The organism is Acinetobacter sp. RW6, from assembly GCF_041956835.1.
Classification (GTDB): domain Bacteria; phylum Pseudomonadota; class Gammaproteobacteria; order Pseudomonadales; family Moraxellaceae; genus Acinetobacter; species Acinetobacter calcoaceticus.
Genome location: NZ_CP167121.1, coordinates 3530674 through 3550130 on the forward strand (window position 1 = coordinate 3530674; position 19457 = coordinate 3550130).

15 protein-coding genes and 1 pseudogene are annotated in these 19457 nt (G+C 39.7%); 7 read left to right on the plus strand and 9 right to left on the minus strand.

What is annotated here, in order from left to right; all coding sequences use genetic code 11:
- The first annotated feature begins 44 nt into the window (after positions 1-44).
- The 5 genes from ACB088_RS16700 to murI all read left to right on the plus strand — a co-directional run bounded on the left by ACB088_RS16700 (position 45) and on the right by murI (position 6642).
- Positions 45-1457 carry an amino acid permease gene (locus ACB088_RS16700; protein ID WP_375037497.1) on the plus strand — a complete coding sequence of 471 codons (1413 nt, stop codon included), beginning with the start codon at positions 45-47 and terminating at the stop codon, positions 1455-1457.
- Positions 1458-1508: 51 nt separating this feature from the next.
- A complete protein-coding gene (gene hutI / locus ACB088_RS16705) occupies positions 1509-2714 on the plus strand; it encodes an imidazolonepropionase (RefSeq protein ID WP_375037498.1) in 1206 nt (401 codons plus the stop codon).
- Between the two features lie 11 nt (positions 2715-2725).
- Positions 2726-3646 (plus strand): formimidoylglutamase, encoded by a 921-nt coding sequence (gene hutG / locus ACB088_RS16710; protein ID WP_375037499.1) that lies wholly within the window; start codon positions 2726-2728, stop codon positions 3644-3646.
- A 253-nt stretch (positions 3647-3899) separates the two neighbouring features.
- A complete protein-coding gene (locus tag ACB088_RS16715) occupies positions 3900-5726 on the plus strand; it encodes a DUF885 family protein (protein ID WP_375037500.1) in 1827 nt (608 codons plus the stop codon).
- 115 nt (positions 5727-5841) lie between these two features.
- Positions 5842-6642: a glutamate racemase gene (gene murI / locus ACB088_RS16720; RefSeq protein ID WP_375037501.1), complete on the plus strand. Its 801-nt coding sequence runs from the start codon at positions 5842-5844 to the stop codon at positions 6640-6642.
- A 55-nt stretch (positions 6643-6697) separates the two neighbouring features.
- On the opposite strand, the gene ACB088_RS16725 is transcribed toward murI, so the two are convergent.
- A complete protein-coding gene (locus ACB088_RS16725; protein ID WP_375037502.1) occupies positions 6698-7915 on the minus strand; it encodes a hypothetical protein in 1218 nt (405 codons plus the stop codon).
- 1197 nt (positions 7916-9112) lie between these two features.
- On the opposite strand from ACB088_RS16725, the pseudogene ACB088_RS16730 reads away from it, so the two are divergent.
- Positions 9113-9410: pseudogene (locus ACB088_RS16730) on the plus strand (hypothetical protein).
- Positions 9411-9659: 249 nt separating this feature from the next.
- On the opposite strand, the gene glmS reads toward ACB088_RS16730, so the two are convergent.
- The 8 genes from glmS to ACB088_RS16770 form a co-directional block, all read right to left on the minus strand.
- Positions 9660-11498, minus strand: coding sequence for a glutamine--fructose-6-phosphate transaminase (isomerizing) (gene glmS, locus ACB088_RS16735; RefSeq protein ID WP_209734488.1), 1839 nt, complete (start codon positions 11496-11498; stop codon positions 9660-9662).
- A 12-nt stretch (positions 11499-11510) separates the two neighbouring features.
- Positions 11511-12875: a bifunctional UDP-N-acetylglucosamine diphosphorylase/glucosamine-1-phosphate N-acetyltransferase GlmU gene (gene glmU / locus ACB088_RS16740; protein WP_005300484.1), complete on the minus strand. Its 1365-nt coding sequence runs from the start codon at positions 12873-12875 to the stop codon at positions 11511-11513.
- A 15-nt stretch (positions 12876-12890) separates the two neighbouring features.
- The gene (locus tag ACB088_RS16745; protein ID WP_005044357.1) at positions 12891-13406 is read right to left on the minus strand and encodes a phosphatidylglycerophosphatase A; all 516 of its coding nucleotides are present in this window, start codon (positions 13404-13406) and stop codon (positions 12891-12893) included.
- Positions 13384-14301, minus strand: coding sequence for a thiamine-phosphate kinase (gene thiL, locus ACB088_RS16750; RefSeq protein ID WP_056482025.1), 918 nt, complete (start codon positions 14299-14301; stop codon positions 13384-13386). Before thiL ends, ACB088_RS16745 begins: the two co-directional genes overlap by 23 nt.
- 16 nt (positions 14302-14317) lie before the next feature.
- Positions 14318-14767: a transcription antitermination factor NusB gene (nusB, locus tag ACB088_RS16755; protein ID WP_092709163.1), complete on the minus strand. Its 450-nt coding sequence runs from the start codon at positions 14765-14767 to the stop codon at positions 14318-14320.
- A 3-nt stretch (positions 14768-14770) separates the two neighbouring features.
- Complete coding sequence (ribE, locus tag ACB088_RS16760; protein ID WP_002119264.1) at positions 14771-15241, minus strand: 6,7-dimethyl-8-ribityllumazine synthase; 471 nt, start codon at positions 15239-15241, stop codon at positions 14771-14773.
- A gap of 11 nt (positions 15242-15252) precedes the next feature.
- Positions 15253-16374 (minus strand): bifunctional 3,4-dihydroxy-2-butanone-4-phosphate synthase/GTP cyclohydrolase II, encoded by a 1122-nt coding sequence (gene ribBA, locus ACB088_RS16765; RefSeq protein WP_003654193.1) that lies wholly within the window; start codon positions 16372-16374, stop codon positions 15253-15255.
- A 239-nt stretch (positions 16375-16613) separates the two neighbouring features.
- On the minus strand, positions 16614-17921 hold the full coding sequence (locus tag ACB088_RS16770) for a hypothetical protein (RefSeq protein ID WP_375037503.1): 1308 nt from the start codon (positions 17919-17921) through the stop codon (positions 16614-16616).
- Between the two features lie 59 nt (positions 17922-17980).
- Between ACB088_RS16770 and serB the strand changes: the two genes are divergently transcribed.
- Positions 17981-19204 carry a phosphoserine phosphatase SerB gene (gene serB / locus ACB088_RS16775; RefSeq protein ID WP_005037920.1) on the plus strand — a complete coding sequence of 408 codons (1224 nt, stop codon included), beginning with the start codon at positions 17981-17983 and terminating at the stop codon, positions 19202-19204.
- Positions 19205-19457: the final 253 nt, after the last annotated feature.

Sequence of the window (19457 nt, forward strand, 5' to 3'; positions counted from 1 at the left end):
AGTGGCCGAATCTAACTAAATATCCTCAAGGATTGGAGATTATAATGTCACAAAACTCCACACTACAGCGGGGGTTGAACACCCGTCACATTCGTTTCTTGGCATTGGGCTCAGCAATTGGAACTGGGCTTTTCTATGGTTCGGCAACTGCCATTAAAATGGCTGGGCCTTCAGTATTACTAGCGTATATCGTTGCAGGGATTGCAATTTATATTGTTATGCGCGCACTGGGTGAAATGGCTGTCCATAACCCTGTATCTGGTTCATTTAGTCACTACGCATCACAGTACATTAGTCCACTGGCAGGTTTTACCACAGGTTGGACTTATGTTTTTGAAATGGTGATTGTTGCACTTGCCGATGTCACTGCTTTTGGTATTTATATGGGATTCTGGTATCCCGATGTGCCGAGGTGGATCTGGATTTTATCGTTAATTATGTTCTTGGGTGCCATTAACTTAATTCACGTTAAAGTTTTTGGTGAGCTCGAATTCTGGTTATCCATTATCAAAGTTACTGCCATTATTGCCATGATTCTAGGTGGTTTAGGGCTTATGTTCTATGGCTTCCAGGCTGATCATAGCAATTTCGTACCGGGCATTTCAAACCTATGGATTTATGACGGTTTTATGCCGCATGGTATTGCCGGTTTGGTGGCATGTTTATCTGTAGTTGTATTTGCCTTTGGTGGTATTGAGATTATTGGCATTACAGCTGGTGAGTCTCAAGATCCGAAAACCACTTTGCCAAAAGCAATTAATGCTGTTCCGGTTCGTATTTTACTTTTTTATGTACTTACCATTTTTGTACTCATGTCGATTTTCCCATGGAACCAAATTGGTAGCCAAGGTAGTCCATTTGTCCAGATTTTTGAAAATTTAGGCATTAAATCAGCAGCAAATATTTTAAATATTGTCGTGATTACAGCGGCTGTTTCAGCAATTAACAGTGATGTATTCGGCGCAGGTCGTATGCTTTATGGTATGGCAAACCGTGGTCAAGCACCTCGAGTTTTCCAGAAATTGTCACGTAATGGTGTGCCATGGATGACTGTTGTGGTAATGGCTGGTGTGCTATTGACGGGTGTGGTACTGAACTACCTGATTCCTGAAAATGTATTCATGATCATTGCATCAATTGCGACTTTTGCAACTGTATGGGTTTGGCTCATGATTTTGCTTTCGCAAGTTGCGATGCGCCGTAAATTATCTACTGCTGAAATTAAAGCACTTGATTTCCCTGTATGGGGCTGGCCATATGCACCTGCATTCGCGATTGGTTTTATGGTGTTCATTTTAGTCATGATGGGTTATTTCCCTGATTCACGTCCTGCAATTTATGTAGGTATAACATGGCTTGTACTCTTAACTATTGCTTATCGTATATGGGTAAAACCAGAGCAAAATCTGGGAAAGGAAAATAATCCTATCCAACAAAATGTTGAGATAGAAAGCTAACAAATGAACTGCCCAGTGGTTTAACTATTGGGCAGTTTTGAGGAAAGGCTCATGAAAAAACTTTGGCAAAATTGCCACATTGCGACCATGCAAAATGGGCAATACTCCTACATTGAAGATGCAGCAATTGTCACAGAAGGGCATCTCATTCAGTGGATTGGAAAACAACAACAACTTCCTACCGACACATATTCTGAAACAGTTGATTTAAATGGCGCTTGGGTAATCCCAGGGTTTATTGACTGCCATACGCATAGTGTATTTGGTGGCAACCGTAGTGTTGAGTTTGAAAAACGTTTACAAGGTGTGAGCTATGCTGAAATTGCAGCAAGCGGCGGTGGCATTGCAAGTACAGTGCGTGCAACGCGTGAAGCAAGCGAAGAACAATTATTAAATTCGGCACTTAAGCGCATTCGCTGTATGCAGCAAGATGGTGTAACCACCATCGAGATTAAATCTGGTTACGGGCTCAACTACGAAAATGAACGCAAAATGTTGCGCGTGATCCGTCAAATTGGTGAAGTTTTACCAATGACGGTAAAAAGTACTTGTTTAGCAGCACATGCGTTACCACCAGAATACAAAGATCAAAGCGACGCTTATATCGAGCATATCTGTACAGAAATGCTGCCTAAACTGCATGCTGAAGGTTTAGTCGATGCTGTTGATGCTTTCTGTGAGCATTTAGCATTTTCACCTGTTCAGGTCGAACGTGTTTTTAAAACAGCACAGTCTTTAAATTTACCAGTTAAGCTTCATGCTGAACAGCTTTCATCGCTAGGCGGTTCAAGCTTGGCAGCGCGGTATCATGCTTTGTCGGCTGACCATTTAGAATACATGACCGAAGATGATGTCAAAGCAATGGCAGAGTCGGGTACGGTTGCTGTGCTGTTACCGGGCGCTTTTTATTTATTGCGTGAAACACAATACCCACCGGTTGAAAGTCTAATTAAACATGGTGTGCGTATTGCGCTATCGAGTGATTTAAACCCGGGTACATCTCCGGCACTTTCTTTACGTTTAATGCTCAACATGGGCAGTACGTTGTTCCGCTTAACGCCTGAACAAGCGTTAGCTGGTGTCACCATTCATGCTGCACAAGCGCTCGGTTTAGAGCAAACGCATGGCAGTTTAGAGCAGGGTAAAGTTGCTGACTTTGTCGCTTGGGATATTGAACATCCATCTGAAATTGTTTACTGGCTTGGCGGAGATTTGCCTAAGCGAGTGATTCAGCATGGACAAGAAGTTATTTTTTAAACGGTATGACCATGAATCACACATTTAAATGGCAAGGCCGCCATGATGGCGAAGGCGAAGCACACCAACGCATTCATCATATTATCAACAAGACCCAACACGCAGACTTTGCGTTGATTGGTTTTAGCTCTGATGAAGGCGTGAAACGTAATAAAGGTCGCGTCGGTGCGGCAGATGCTCCAGATGCAATCCGTAACCAGCTTGCCAATTTACCTATTCATCGTCCAGTGAGCATTGTCGATTTAGGTACGGTAACTTGTGAATATGGCAATTTGGAACAAGCTCAAACTGAGTTGGCAGAGCAAGTCGCAAATAGCCTAAAAAATGGTTTAAAACCGATTGTACTTGGCGGCGGGCATGAAGTTGCATTTGGCAGCTTTAGCGGTTTATTCCAATATGTACAAGCACATGCACCTGAACAAAAAATAGGTATTATTAATTTCGATGCCCATTTTGATTTGCGTGAAGCAGAGCATGCAACCTCTGGTACACCTTTCTTACAGGCAGCTCGACTTTCAGAACAAAACCAAAAACAATTTAATTATTTATGTATTGGGGTCGCGAATCATGCCAATACTAAAGTTTTGTTTGATACAGCCGATGCTCTAAATTGCTCATATTTGCGCGATCATGAGGTTAATATTTTTAACCTACCTAATGTTCTTGCAGCAGTTGATGCTTTTATTAAAAAAGTAGACTGTTTGTACGTTACGATTGATTTAGATGTCTTCGCGGCCGCGGTTGCACCCGGAGTAAGTGCACCTGCTGTAAAAGGAATTGATTTAGCCACTTTTGAAGCAATTTTTAAGCATATTCAAGAGACTGGCAAAATCAAACTTTTAGATATTGCTGAGTGCAATCCAAAGTTTGACTTAGACAACCGAACTGCAAAACTAGCTGCCTATATTGTTTATCAATATTTGTTTTCTTGAGAAACAATTTTTAATGTAGAAATGAAAAAGTGCACTGAGATCGCTCATGTGCTCTTTTTTTTGACTTTCTGGTAAATTAAAGTCAGATAGAGAATATAGATAGCAACTATAAATAATTTAATTAAAAAGAAAATTAATTTATAAAATCATTGAGTTAAAAAATACTCGATTTTTACACCATTTTATATGCTGCTTGGCACGTAATTTGTTTTGTCTATATTTTAAACTTGGTTACACATGTCTGGATAATTAAATGAAAAACAGAACCTTACATTTTGCTTGTATCAGTGTTTTATTTTGGATGTCTCATTCTTCTGATGCTGCAACCCCCGAAATTAATACGAATACTATTGAAAAGTCACAATCTAAACAAAAGAGTGATGTCTCTGTTCGGGTGAAAGCTTTAAACCAGCTTTTACAAGAACAGTGGGAATATACTTTAAAAAATAATCCTGAAACTGCAACTACTTTAGGAGATTTACGCTACAACAATCGTTGGACCGAGTTTTCAAAAAATCAGATCGAGAAAGATAAAAAAAGTACGCAAAATTTTTTAAATCGTTTTGAAGCAATTGATAGCACAGGTTTTTCTACAACTGATCAGTTAAATAAAGATTTAATGATTTATCAGTTGAAAGAGACACTTAAAAGTTATGATTTGAAATTGTATGAGATGCCTTTCAATCAAATGTGGGGACTACATTTACAATTTCCGGGATTTATTAGTTCGATTCCATTTAATAATACTAAGCAATATCAAGACTATATTGCTCGTTTAAAACAAATCCCTCTTATTCTTGATCAAGGTGTTCAGTTAGCGAAACAAGGACAAAAAGATGGCTTGATGCCACCGAAGTATTTACTTGAGAAGGTGGCAAAGCAGATTGATAGCATTGCAACTCCCGCAGGGAAGGACAGTGTTTTTGCTTCTCCATTAAAGAAATTTCCAAACAACATTTCGAAAGCAGAACAAGAGCGTTTAAGCCGTGAAATGCTACAGGCCATAGATCAGTATGTTCGGCCTGCTTATCAAAAACTCGGGACGTTTATTCAGAAAGATTACTTACCTTATGGACGACAACACGAGGGTATATGGAGCTTGCCAAAAGGTGATGAGCTCTATCGCTTTTATGTAGAAAATAATACGACCACCTCGGAAAGCCCTGAAAATATTCATCAGCTCGGATTAAAAGAAGTTGCCCGTATTGAAGGGGAAATGCTTAAAATTGCAAAAGCACAAGGTTTCAACGATTTAAAAAGTTTCCAACAATCCTTAAAAACAAATCCAGCTGTTTTCCCCAAATCTCGTGAAGAAATTTTAGAGATTTATCGTGGATACATTGCCCAAATGCAACCAGAGCTGCCGAAGCTATTTGGTCTATTACCCAAAAATAAAGTTGAAGTTTTACCTGTAGAGCAATATCGAGAAAAAGAAGCGGCAGGTGCTGAGTATCATCAAGGAACACCTGATGGTTCACGACCTGGACAAGTGTATGTGAATACAGGGGACTTCTCTGAACGTTCAAAAATATCCATGGAAGCGACTGCTTACCATGAGGCAATTCCCGGGCATCATATGCAGATTGATATTGCCCAAAACCTGCCAAATTTGCCGATGTTCCGAAAGCAACCCAACCACACCGCCTATATTGAAGGATGGGCACTTTATGCAGAGCAGTTGGGTAAAGATGTTGGTTTCTATAAAGACCCGCTTTCAGACTATGGAAGACTATCGAGTGAGTTGTTCCGTGCTTGTCGTTTAGTGGTTGACACAGGTGTACATTATAAAAAGTGGACCCGTCAGCAAATGATTGATTTTATGCGTGAACACTCAGCTTTAGATGAACCAGATATTCAGGCAGAGGCAGACCGCTATATTGCTGTTCCTGCACAAGCATTAGCTTACAAGATGGGACAACTAAAAATCTTAGAGCTACGAGAGTTAGCGAAGCATGAGCTTGGAGATCGTTTTGATATCAAAGCATTCCATGACATGATCTTAAATGCAGGCACTTTGCCTTTAAATATATTGGATGCACGTATTAAGAATTGGATTAAGGAACAAAAAGCGGCAGCTTAAAACAAAATTCGAAATTTAGGTCAGGTCCTCGTTGGGCCTGATGTAAAAACCGATAGAAAACAGAATATAATAATGAAAAATATAGTTTCTTTTTGAATTTTAAATTGGAAAAATAATGAACCAGAAGAATAACCCGATTGGAATGATTGATTCTGGTTTAGGCGGACTGTCTCTATTTAAGTACATTCGGCAGGCCCTTCCGAATGAAGATATTATTTACTTTGCTGACTCGAAATATGTTCCTTATGGCGACAAAGAAAGCGACTGGATTGTTTCAAGAACCACTCATTTAATTTCAAATTTAGTGGATCATGGCAAATGCAAAGCGATCGTGATTGCTTGTAACACCATGACTGCGGTAGCGATTGAAACCATTAGAGCGCAAATTAATGTGCCACTGATTGCGATAGAACCAGCGGTAAAACCTGCGGTGGCAATCACACAAAGCAAGCACATTGCTGTCTTGGCAACTGCAACGACGGTTAAGGGAAAGAATCTCAAGAATTTAATCGAAACTTATGCACAAAATATCAAAGTGTCTTTAGTACCTTGTATTGGTTTAGCCGAAAAAATTGAAACGGGCAAAGCACATACAGCGGAAGTTAAAGATTATTTAAAAAATATTTTGGCGCCGTTAGTCGAGCAAAAAGTCGATACGGTTATTTTGGGATGCACCCACTATCCATTTGTTTCAGATACGATTCAAGAAATTGTAGGTGGTGATATTCAAATTATTGAGCCTTCTGAAGCTGTAACAGCGCAATTAATTCGGCAGCTAAATCACTACAGTTTAAGTTCTGAAAGTTCAAATGAGGGAAATCATATTATTTGGACCAGTTCAGACCCGTTGGAAGTTGCAGATGTTACTTTTTCTTTGTTAGGTAAACATTTACCAGTAAAAGCTGTAGAAAAATAAGCTCTAGAAAAGATGGTAAGAGGATTTTCTCTTACCATCTTTGTACTAGCTCAAATTAAGCTCTTTTAAGTTCCCAGCGCTGTCTCGGGTCATTAGAGCGTTGACTAATGCTTACAGATGAACCCCAAAGATGTGTCAGTACTGCATTTGGTTGGCCTTCTACAAAGATATAACCATCTTCAAATGCCCAACTAGTTTGGTACTGGCGACCTGCTCCTTGCAAGAAAATATCACCACTATGCCAATGAACTGCTTGCGTCTCTTTATCATTTATACTTTTTAATGCTGTTTGCAGTTGTTCAAAAGACTCATTTGACTTTAAACCTGTCTGTAAAATCTTCTTGGCAGTATTCATATTTTTCTCATCAATATGTAAATCTAGAGTTTTTCTAAGCTCTAGAATAATTTTTACTGCTTCTTTTTGAGGGTCTTCTACATCTTCAAGCTCTGTCCATACTTTTTCTCGTAGTGCCTCAAGCTGCTCTTTTTTAAGTTTTTTTAGAAGCTCATTAATATTGTAACGGCGTAAATACAACCGGAACACTGAATCTGATTGCCAATCTTTTTGATCCAAGACATCTAATTGGACAGAGGCAAAAATGATCTTATAGAGTTGTTCGTTATCGTGAGCGAAAGGGTTCTCAGGCAAATCTTTAAATTCAGGAAGATCTAAACCTAGCCAAGGAGCGGAAGCAAGTTTATAGAACTTTTGCTCAATACTACGAATTGATGCATGAGCGAGGACTGGATTTAAATATTCATCAAATTTTTTATCGTCGAGCTTACCTACAAGCTCCGATTTAATAGTTTCTTCGCCGTTAATATGGATAAAATCACTTAATAAATCAGTAATATCAAGGCCATCATTAGTTCTTAAGTGGGCTAGTGTTTCTTCATCTTGCTTTGGTAAAAGACTAATAAAATTTTCTAAGTCTTTGTCATGCAGTTTAAATCCAATTACTTTTGTTTTAACGTAAGCACCGAGCACCCAACTAGATCTGATATCTTTAACTTTGTTGAATAGCTTATTCTCTCGCCCACTGCGATATTCGTGGCTGTCAAAATACCAAAGCTCTTCTTCTATGTTTTTAACTTTGTCATGTACCGTAAATAGTCGGTCATTTGTATGAGAATACGGTAACTTACCCGTTTCACCACGTGCAGTTACGGCATCTTGCATACCATGTGTCTGGCCACCATGCAGACTTGAAATACATGCACCTGTTTCTTTGTTAACGATTCTAAAGTTTCCAGTTGGGAATCCGTTAGCCATGATAAGTTGCTCCTTATAATTAGAAAGTGTTTTGTAATAGTCGAAATTTATAGTTATTAGGCAAATTTCGAAGCGTGATTTATACCATAACTTTTCATGTATAAATCCAAGTGTTTTTTGTTGGTTTTTGTATATAACATATTGATTTAGATGTACTTATTAGAATTTCTTAATAAAAGCCCGAGTCTATCTTTTAGAACTTTATGAATGCAATAAAAAAGTCCAATATGTATTTCAAAGACATATCAGGCTTTTTAATAGATGAGTTATCAAAGTTATGACTGCTTTGATAATGATATATTTTTAAGCTACTTAACGGTTACTGATTTCGCCAAGTTTGGTTACTGGTCAACGTCTGTACTATTCAATGCAGCAACGTGTTGATCACCTTTTTCTTTGTTAGGGTTAGGTCAACATCCACCCATAAAAGCTTAGAAAAATAAGCTCTCGAAAGGGTGGTAAGAGGTGTTCGCTTATCAACTTATGGGGCAGGGGCTTTCTATAAAATTTTTTAATACCTAGATATTCTTTATCTTAGACGTATTTATATAAACTATTAAATTAAAATTAATGATTAATCTATTTTATTAACTAAATATATATAACCAAAGTTTATATTTTAAATTTAATTAAAAGCCATAAATGTAATAAAGAGAATAAAATTATTATATTTAAATTTTTTCATTAAAATAAATTGACGTTCTTTATTATACCGATTAATATTTCGTTGCTGGCCTACATTGCCAGACGGTTTTGACAGACCGTACTTAGCAAATGGGTTATACTTCCTTAGTATTTCCCATGTGGAACCTTTGTGCCCCCTTTTTCTCTATGGTAGGGCGGAAGGGGGACGCGTTCGCGCGTGCTGGTCGCTAAGTCTAGTCTGTCAACCCCTTTCCGTTCTACCACCATAAATTAATTCGCAGTGATCTGGTGGTAGGACTCCATTTTTTAAGGAGTTGGCCATGCCACTATTCAAACTCATTTTCTCTCTCATTTAACTATTTTATTTATTTAAAATTTGGGTTTTCTATTGCCTAATTTTTTAAATTTATAAATTATTTTTATTTTAAAATCTTAATTATTTTATTTTCCTGTGTATATGGGAGGGATAATTATTATTTAAAAAAATATTTTAATATTTAGGCGAATAATGTTTTTATTTTATTTACAGATATAAATAATCATGAGAATAATATGAAACTTCATAAATTTATATTAATTTTAAACCTTATGGTAGGTGCTTACAGCATTACAAATGCTGATGCCAATGCTCAGCAGGAATTTGAAAGAATTTGTTTGTCAGGTGAACACATGCAAGCCAGTTGCAATTGTATTTGCCAACAGCTTGAACAGATTTATTCACCTCAAACTGTGCAACGTTTAAAGCACACCAGTTTGCAAAGTCCTGATCTCCCACAGGACTTTGCCCCTAATTTGTTCAGCATCATTCGACGCTGTGACAAAAATGAAATGGGCTAAGTATTTCGCTTAGCTCCTTTATCTCTGTGTCGCAATGATCTCTCAAACTTTAAATCAGCGCAAAAGTAAAAAGTCCTTTGTGACACGGGGACCTAGGGGGAGTTCTCTACTATCAAACTACATTTTCTTTCACGCGCAAGCGTCTGTGTAGCCGTATGAACGCAATAAAAAAGCCCGATAGGCAATTAATGCATATCGGGCTTTCTAATCAACAGAAGCGATCTACACCATTTATGGCATGGATAGCGTGTCTGTTAATTGATTATTCTACAGTGACTGACTTAGCCAAATTACGTGGTTGGTCAACGTCTGTACCACGTAAAACAGCAACGTGATAAGACAATAACTGAACTGGTACGCTATAAACAATAGGAGCTAACCATTCGTTTACTGCTGGAATATGTACAACGTGTTGACGGTCTTTTTCATTGATTCCGCTATTTTCATCAGCGAAAACAAATAATTCACCACCACGTGCTTGAACTTCTTCCATATTTGATTTGAGCTTATCAAGCATTTCATCATTTGGCGCAAGAATCACGATTGGCATTTCATTATCAACGAGTGCTAATGGACCGTGTTTTAACTCACCAGCTGCATAGCCTTCTGCATGAATATATGAAATTTCTTTGAGCTTTAATGCGCCTTCCAATGCGATTGGATAATTCGTACCACGACCTAAGAATAAGCAGTGATTTTTTTCTACGAATAATTCAGACAAACGCAAAATTTCTGGGTCATTTTTGAGGGTATCAAGAATAACTTTCGGGCTGTGCCATAGCTCACGTGTAATTTCTTCAAGAATAGCAGGGCTAATACGTTGTTTCACTTGACCAATTTTCAAGATTAACAACATAAGCGCAGCGAGCTGAGTCGTGAACGCTTTAGTTGAAGCAACACCAATCTCAGGACCAGCAAGCGTCAATAAGTGATGATCAGTTTCACGAACCATTGAAGACGTCGCAACGTTACAGATGGTTAAAGTCTGAATATCGATATTGTTTGCTTTCGCACGTTTTTGAGTTTCGCGTAGCGCCGCTAATGTATCGGCTGTTTCACCTGACTGTGAAATACAAATATAAAGTGTATTTTCAACAATCACAGGTGTGCGATAGCGGAATTCACTCGCGATTTCAACTTGGCAAGGCACGCCAATCAGTTGTTCAAACCAATATTTCGCAATCATTCCTGAGTGGTAACTTGTACCACAAGCGATGATTTGTACGCTTTGAATTTTATTGAAATCTGCTTCAGCATTTTTCAAGAAATCATCACGTAAGTTATTGCCATCAAGTGCTTGAGAAATCGTTTGCTTGATTGCTTCTGGCTGCTCATAAATTTCTTTGAGCATGTAGTGCTTGTATTCGCCTTTTGATGCGCTACTTACGGTTGCATCAAGCTCTCGCACTGGACGCTCAACGCGCTCGCCATTTGCAAATACTTCAATTGAAGTACGTGTAAGACGCGCAATATCACCTTCTTCTAGGTACATAAAGCGGTTCGTCACAGGTAAAAGTGCGAGTTGGTCAGAACTGATAAAGTTTTCACCAATACCTACGCCAATCACTAAAGGTGAACCTTCACGTACAGTAATCAGTTCATCTGGATAATCGCTGTGGATAATACCTAGCGCGTAAGCACCTTTAAGCTGAGGTACAACAGTTTCAACAGCATCTAAAAGGCTATCTGTGCTTTTTAGAGCTTCAGCAACTAAGTGTGCAACAACTTCAGTATCTGTTTGAGAGGTAAAAACATAACCTAAAGCTTGTAGGTCATCTTTTAACTCTTGATAGTTCTCAATGATACCGTTGTGTACTACAGCAACCTTACCAGACATATGCGGGTGAGCATTGTTTTCAGTTGGCTTACCATGGGTTGCCCAACGTGTATGCGCAATGCCGATAGCCCCTGTAAGTTGGTGTTCAGCAACTGCATCTGCAAGATTGATGACCTTACCTACACGGCGCTCACGTAAAATTTGTTGATTATTTAGTAAAGCAACACCCGCAGAATCATAACCGCGGTATTCAAGACGTTTTAAACCTTCAATTAAAATCTCGGTTACACAACGCTCTGCAACGCCTCCGACGATACCACACATACTTCAATCCTCTTATTTTTTAACCTTTTGGGGACGTTGATAATTTGCTTTTGAAATTTGTTGTGCACGTTCAAAGGAGAGACTTTGTTCGGCTACATCTTTCGTAATCACAGAACCCGCACCAACTGTTGCGCCATTTCCAATGGTCACCGGAGCAACCAGCGAGCTATTAGAACCGATAAAAACGGCATCGCCAATAGTGGTTTTGTGTTTATTTGCACCGTCATAATTGCAGGTAATTGTTCCTGCCCCAATATTTGATTCAGCACCGATTTCGGCATCACCTAAATAGGTGAAATGGTTAGCTTTACTACCTAGTCCAATCGATGTGTTTTTAACTTCAACAAAGTTGCCAATATGCACTTCATTTGCCAATTTAGCCCCTGGGCGTAAGCGTGCAAATGGTCCAATTTGAGCATTTTCGCCTACAACTGCGCCATCAAAAACGCTATAGGCTTGAACTTTAGTGCCTGCTGCAATTTTGGTGTTCTTTAAAATACAGCCAGCGCCGATTTCTACAAAATCACCAAGCTCACATTCACCTTCAATAATAACATTGATGTCAATACGAACATCTTGTCCAACTTTTACAGAGCCACGTAAATCAAAGCGTGCAGGGTCAAAGAACATTACGCCTTGCTGCATTAGCTTTTTGACTTGTTCTTGCTGGAACTGGCGTTCTAAAGCTGCAAGTTGTAAGCGGTCATTCACACCTTCAACTTCAAAAGCAAGCTCTGGTTCAACAGAGGCAACTTCTAAGCCATCTGCAATTGCCATTGCAACGATGTCAGTTAGGTAATATTCACCCTGTGCATTTTCATTTGAAAGTTTAGGCAACCACTCATGAAGTTTTGCGTTGCTAACACAGTAAATGCCTGTATTAAATTCTTTAATTTGGCGTTGTGCTTCATTTGCATCTTTATGTTCAACAATGGCTTGAATTTTGCCATCTTGACGTACAATACGGCCATAACCTGTTGCATCATCTACAGTGAGCGTAACCAAGCCAATTCCTGTCTGGGTCGATGCATCTAATAATTTTTGTAGCGTATTTGCATTAATACATGGTACATCGCCTGATAAAATCAGCGAAACACCCTCTTTAGGGAGTACAGGTAAGGTCATTTGTACGGCATGACCTGTACCAAGTTGTTCAGCTTGCTCAACCCATTGAACATTTTCTTGGGCAAATGTTTGTTGTACGCGGTCACCACCATGACCATAAATCGTAATAATATTTTTAGCTTGTAATTGTTTTGCCGTTTGAATGACATGCCCTAATAGTGGGCGACCCGCTAAAGGTTGTAATACTTTAGGAAGCTGAGAACGCATACGCGTTCCTTTACCAGCAGCAAGAATAATGACGGTAGTTGACATGTATAACTCTAATGATTAAGTCAAATGGATAATAATTAGTGTACAAAGAGCAGCCCATACACCGGCAATAATATCGTCAAGCATAATACCAAAACCACCATGCACCTGACGATCAATAACACGGATAGGCCAAGGTTTCCAAACATCGAAAATTCGAAATAATATAAAGCCGACGATCACCCACATCCAGTTCATTTGTTGTAAGTAAATGAGAGGAAGAAAGGTAATAGATTGCCCTGCAAATTCATCCCACACAATTCGACCATCATCGTGTACATTTATTACTTTTGCAGTTTGACCACAGATATAAATCCCGACCAAGGACATGATAATCATCGCGATTAAGCTTAAGTTAAATCCAAGCGATAACCAGATCGGAACGAAGAGTAGGGCAAAGGCAGAGCCAAAAGTACCAGGGGCTTTAGGTGCGAGACCAGATCCGAAACCAACTCCACAGAAAACGATGCAGCGGTTGAACCAAGACATGTCTTTAAAATGAATCGGCGGCTTATGCAAAGTGTTGGTATCCATGAATTTGCAATGGGTAATCTGAACCCAAATGCTCAAAAGTTAGTTGTGTTTGCTCAACGATCTGTCCGATCATTGTAATCTTAATGTCTAGTTGTTTTTGCAAAAGTTTTTCATAATTTTGCGGTGTTATTGTAAAACATAATTCGTAGTCATCACCACCAGCTAGCGCATATTGCCAGCGCTGCTGTTCTGGTAGTTTTTCTAGCGTTGAATCAATCGGTAACTTTTCTAAAAGTAATCGAGCACCGACCTTTGAAGCTTTTAAAATATGGCCTAAATCTTGGGCTAATCCATCAGAAATATCAATCATGCTAGAAGCAAGACCCTTCAACTGTTGTCCTAGCTGACAACGTGGTGTTGGGTAGTCTAGTCGTTGTTGTAAGGGATGACCTAGGTGTTGTAAACCATAGGCTGCATCTCCAACTTGACCGCTCACACAAACATAGTCACCGACTTTTGCGCCCGAACGTAACACAGCTTGTCCGGTTTCAATCCAGCCCATGGCTGTGACGGTAATGGTGAGATGTGGACCTTGGGTCGTATCTCCACCAATGAGAGCAACACCAAATTGATTACAGCAGTCATAGATTCCCTGACTGAATCCTTCCAGCCATTCATGGTCAATGGTAGGTAAGCTTAACGCAAGTAAAATACTATGAGGTTTAGCACCCATGGCAGCAATATCTGAAAGATTGACAGCCACACTTTTCCAGCCAATTGCATGGGGAGAGGTATCAAGAGGGAAGTGACGACCAGCAACTAGTGTATCTGCACAGATCACCAATTGTTGATTTTGGGGAGGGGTGATTAAGGCTGAGTCATCTCCAATACCTAAGGTGACATCTGTATAAGATTGTCTGTTAAAGTATTGGTCAATAATAGAAAACTCAGCCATATCAACTTCAAACCTATTAGTTTGCTTGTTGTTTTTCAGCACTACGTAGTGTTGAACTTAAACGATCTAAAACGCCATTAATGTATTTATGGCTATCTGCTCCACCAAAGTGTTTGGCGAGTTCAATGGCTTCATCAAGAACTACACGATAAGGTACTTCTAAATGATCACGTAACTCGTAAGCACCTAAACGTAAGGTTGCGAGCTCAACACCATCAAGTGCATCAAGTTCACGGTCAAGTACCGGAATTAACAATGCATCAAGATCTTCGCGCTGTGCAATCACTTGCGTTAATAGTTCGTGATAGTAGTTTAAGTCTACCTTGTGCATCGCATTTTCAGCACGGGTACGTGCTTCAATTTCATGTACAGGATTGTGACTCATTTGCCACTCATAAATACCTTGTACAGCAAAACGACGTGCTTTGCGTTTTGCTGCATAAGCGGCTTGCAGTGTTTGAGACATGCTTTAAATTGCCTTTAATAAATTAACCATTTCAATTGCAGTTAAAGCAGCTTCGCTACCTTTGTTTCCTGCTTTTGTACCTGAACGTTCGATGGCTTGCTCGATGCTATCAGTAGTTAATACACCATTGATGACAGGCAAGCTGCTTTCTAACGCGACTACACCTAAACCTTTTGCACATTCACCAGCAACGAAGTCAAAGTGTGGTGTGCTACCACGAATAACTGCGCCAAGTGCGATGATTGCATCAAACTGATTTGATGTAGCTAATTTTTTAGCAACAATCGGGAGTTCCCATGCGCCAGGAGCATGAATAACAGTAATGTTATCTTCATTTACACCATGACGTTTTAATGTGTCGATTGCACCATCCAATAAGTGTTCAACAACAAAACTGTTGAAACGACCCACTAAAATCGCATAACGACCTTCGCTTGCGAGATGTAATAAACCTTCAATACGGCGAATTGCCATAGCAACCTCGATTATTTCGTTGTGATTTGATCAGCAGTGACATATTCCACTACTTCTAAATTAAAGCCAGATAAAGCATTGAAACGTAATGGTGAGCTAAGAAGCTTCATTTTTTCAACACCTAAGTCACGCAAAATTTGAGCGCCTACACCAATGGTTTGATATTGATGTGAAAGTGCTGCATTGGATTTCACCGGTTTTGGCTTATTTAAATCATCCAACGCTGGTCCCAAGTCTTGCAAATGATCTTGCCCGATCCAGACTAAAACACCGCGATCACTCGCTGCAATTGTCTGTAGTGCACGGTCTAGATTCCATGCAGGTTCACCATCAGCCTTATTTAGCTTAAGCAAATCGCGAATTGGACTGAAACCATGTACACGTACTGTTGTAACACCTTCTTTTGGCTCGCCTTTGACTAAAGCCAAATGGATGTCCGGATTACCAATCTCACGATAACGATAGAGTTCAAATGAACCATATTCTGTTTGAATGGTTTTTTGATCCAGACGTTCAACCGTTTGCTCATTGGTCATACGGTAGTGAATCAAGTCCGCAATTGTACCAATTTTTAAGCCATGCTTCTCGGCAAAAATTTCTAAATCTGCACGGCGCGCCATTGTGCCATCTTCATTGATGATTTCACAAATGACAGAAGCTGGTTCAAGACCTGCTAAGCGTGTTAAATCACAGCCCGCTTCAGTATGACCTGCACGATGTAGAACACCGCCTGGTTGTGCCATTAATGGGAAAATATGGCCCGGTTGTACAATATCACTTGGCTTTGCATGCGCTGCGACAGCAGCTTGAATTGTATGTGCACGCTCTGCTGCTGAAATACCAGTCGTAATACCTTCAGCGGCTTCGATTGATAAGGTAAAGTTTGTACTATGCTGAGCACCGTTTTGGTCAACCATCAACGGAAGGTTTAACTGCTTACAGCGCTCACGGCTTAACGTTAGGCAAACTAGACCACGTGCATGGGTAATCATGAAGTTAATATCTTCAGGACGAACATGCGTTGCTGCAATGACAAGATCACCTTCATTTTCGCGATCTTCGTCATCCATCAAGATAACCATTTTGCCTGCACGAATATCGGCGACAAGATCTTCAACACGACTCAGCGGCATTCGCTTTCACCTTTTTTTGTCGTAAGACAATTTCTATTTAATAAATTTTGCATAGTTTACGCTGTTTAGAGAATTTTGCCTATGATTCTGATTTATCCAACTTTGCAACGAGATAGAATAGATCCAGCTTTATTTATACAAATAAATCATAAGAAAATGGAATAATTTAAAATAAAAACGATGAATTTAAATAAAAAAACCTAGCCAAAAGGCTAGGTTCTGATATGCGCACTTACTTTTTATGAAGCTGCACTGCTTGGACTATCATTTTGTGGGATTGATTTTTTTCCCATCAAAATTTCAGTCCGGATATTTTGAGCAAGTTCAGCACACTCTGCATTCATGCCATTGATCATAAAGGCATGGCGAGTCATGACATTACTTGGGTTCGGCATCGCAACAAGTTGATAGCTGTCTTGAATTGCCTTGAGTTGATCATTCTCAAGATATAAAGCAGATTCTTTCGCATGGAGATGCTGTGCTAAACGTTGAGCAGCTTCTTTCGCATCAATTTGCATCGCTTCTACGGCATTACAAGTTGCACTACGCGTTTGCAAAGCAAAGCGTTTATCTTCGCGGTAACGTTTATATAAAACGTCAGAGAGTAATTGGAATACGGTTCCCACCATAAGCAGACACTCTACAGCGTGAGTATGCGAAGTTGAAATCGCAAGTGTAGCGCCGTCAGCATTAAACTCATTTACAACTTCAATGTCCGATAGCTTTAATTGATAATGCTTAACGCACAACTCAATACTCTTGTTTAAAAAGAGCTGACAGAGTTTAAAGTACGGGACAGATACTGACTGGTTAACACTGCTTAATAACTGTTTAGGATCATAAAACTGAATATTGAGTGCCAACATATGTTGGTCATTAGAATCTGTAGTTTTCTCAGGCTGAGGACGAACTGCTGGTTTACCTTTGGCTTGCTGTTGAGCTTGGGCAACCAACGTCACCGTATTTTGTTTTTCGAGTGCAAGCGCCTGAGTTAACTGCTGAATTTCATGTTTCAAGCGGTTCTCTTCGTTAATACGTGCTAAATATTCGCTACGGGTCGGACGAGCAATGGCACGATAGGCAAGCCACAATAAAATATGCAAAAACAGAGAAGCTAAGATTGCCAGCCATTGAGTGCGGAGAATTTCCCCAATACTTGGCTGAATAAGCGTAATCTCGATAGAACCCACTTTCTTTTCATTTTGCAGCGCATCGCGAGCAAAAATCTCACCTTGGCGAGTTTTCGAAATTCCGCTCGTTGCCAACACTTGTTTATTGGCATCAAGAATGCGAATAGACGCAACGCTTGGATTGGTCGCATAGCGATTGGCAATCAGAGCTAAAGATACCGTATTGGCAGGTTCTAGCTCGGATAAGCTGTCTGCAACGAGCTGACTGGTCATGAGCTGACCTTGACTCGCACGGTTTTCATTGAGCTGGTGTGTCGTTGCAATCACCAATAAAAAGGTATGCAATGCAAAACTAACGATCAGTAGGCTAGCAAATAGCCCTTGTCTAGGCGCAATCAAGTTAAACTTCCAAGGCAATTATATTGAAATTCGATTATGATTCTTACAATAGTTGTCACTCAGACTAGAGTCAATTCATGCGAGAAATCATTCTTATATCCTTTTTAGGACCAGACCAACCAAACCAGTTTACCCGATTAATGCAAGTACTATCCGTACATTCATTGCAAATACTGGATGTAGGTCAGGCTGTTATTCATAATCAACTCACATTGGGCATTGTAGTCGCGTCAGATAATGAAACTGCGACCGCATTGGCAATGAAAGAAATTCTGATTTTAGCACATGATATTGGCTTAACAGTGCGCTTTAAACCAATCACAGGCGCAGAATACGATCAATGGGTAGGTGAAGGCGGTCGTACTCGTTATATCGTCACGGCTTTGGCACCTGAACTCACTGCTGCACACTTACAAGCAGTTACACAAATTGTGTCTAGCCAAGGCTTTAACATTGAAACTGTTACCCGTTTATCAGGCCGTGTCGACTTTGAAAAGGATAGCGCATTTCCACGTCGTGCATGTGTACAGTTTGGTTTAAGTAGTGGTCCAACTTTAGACGCACAAGCCATGCGTGCAGCATGTTTACGTCTTTCAAGCGAATTAAATATTGATGTTGCTGTTCAAGAAGACAACGCTTATCGACGTAACCGTCGTTTAGTTTGTTTTGATATGGACTCAACATTAATTGAACAAGAAGTTATTGACGAGTTGGCGATTGAAGCAGGGGTAGGCGCACAAGTTGCTGAAATCACTGAAAGAGCGATGCAAGGCGAACTTGATTTCCAGCAAAGCTTCCGTGCTCGTGTTGCATTATTAAAAGGGCTTGATGCTGCTGTTTTACCTAAAATTGCAGAGCGTTTAACCATTACTGAAGGTGCAGAACGCCTCATTTCAACATTGAAGGCGCTCGGCTATAAAACAGCAATTTTATCTGGTGGATTCCAATATTTTGCTGAATATCTACAAGGTAAACTTGGTATTGATGAAGTTCATGCCAACATTTTAGATGTGCAAGATGGCTTTGTAACGGGTGAGGTTAAAGGTGCGATTGTTGATGGCGCGCGTAAAGCTGAGCTATTACGCGAACTTGCGAATAAAATGGGCATTTCTTTAGAGCAAGCTATGGCGGTAGGAGATGGTGCAAACGATCTACCTATGCTTGCCATTGCAGGGCTCGGTGTGGCTTACCGTGCTAAACCATTAGTTCGCCAAAATGCAAATCAGGCTATTTCAAGTGTTGGTTTGGATGGTGTGCTGTATTTGTTGGGCATGCATGACAAAGATTTAAACCGTGCTTAACCTATAGGCTTGAGCTTTAAGCGCTACTTCAGAGTAGCGCTTTTTTTATGCAGAATAGTTATAAAATCAAGGGTGTTATGCTCAAATCGTGCACAGAAAAAAGGCAATAAAAAAATCTGAAAAAAACTTATTTTGGTCCTTAAAAACAGCATATTTTTTTGTAATGACACGCCAGAATTGATGCCATATAGGGAATCGAACTTTTTGAATTTTACAAAAATGTAATGACAAAAGAATGTTGCGACAAAGTGTG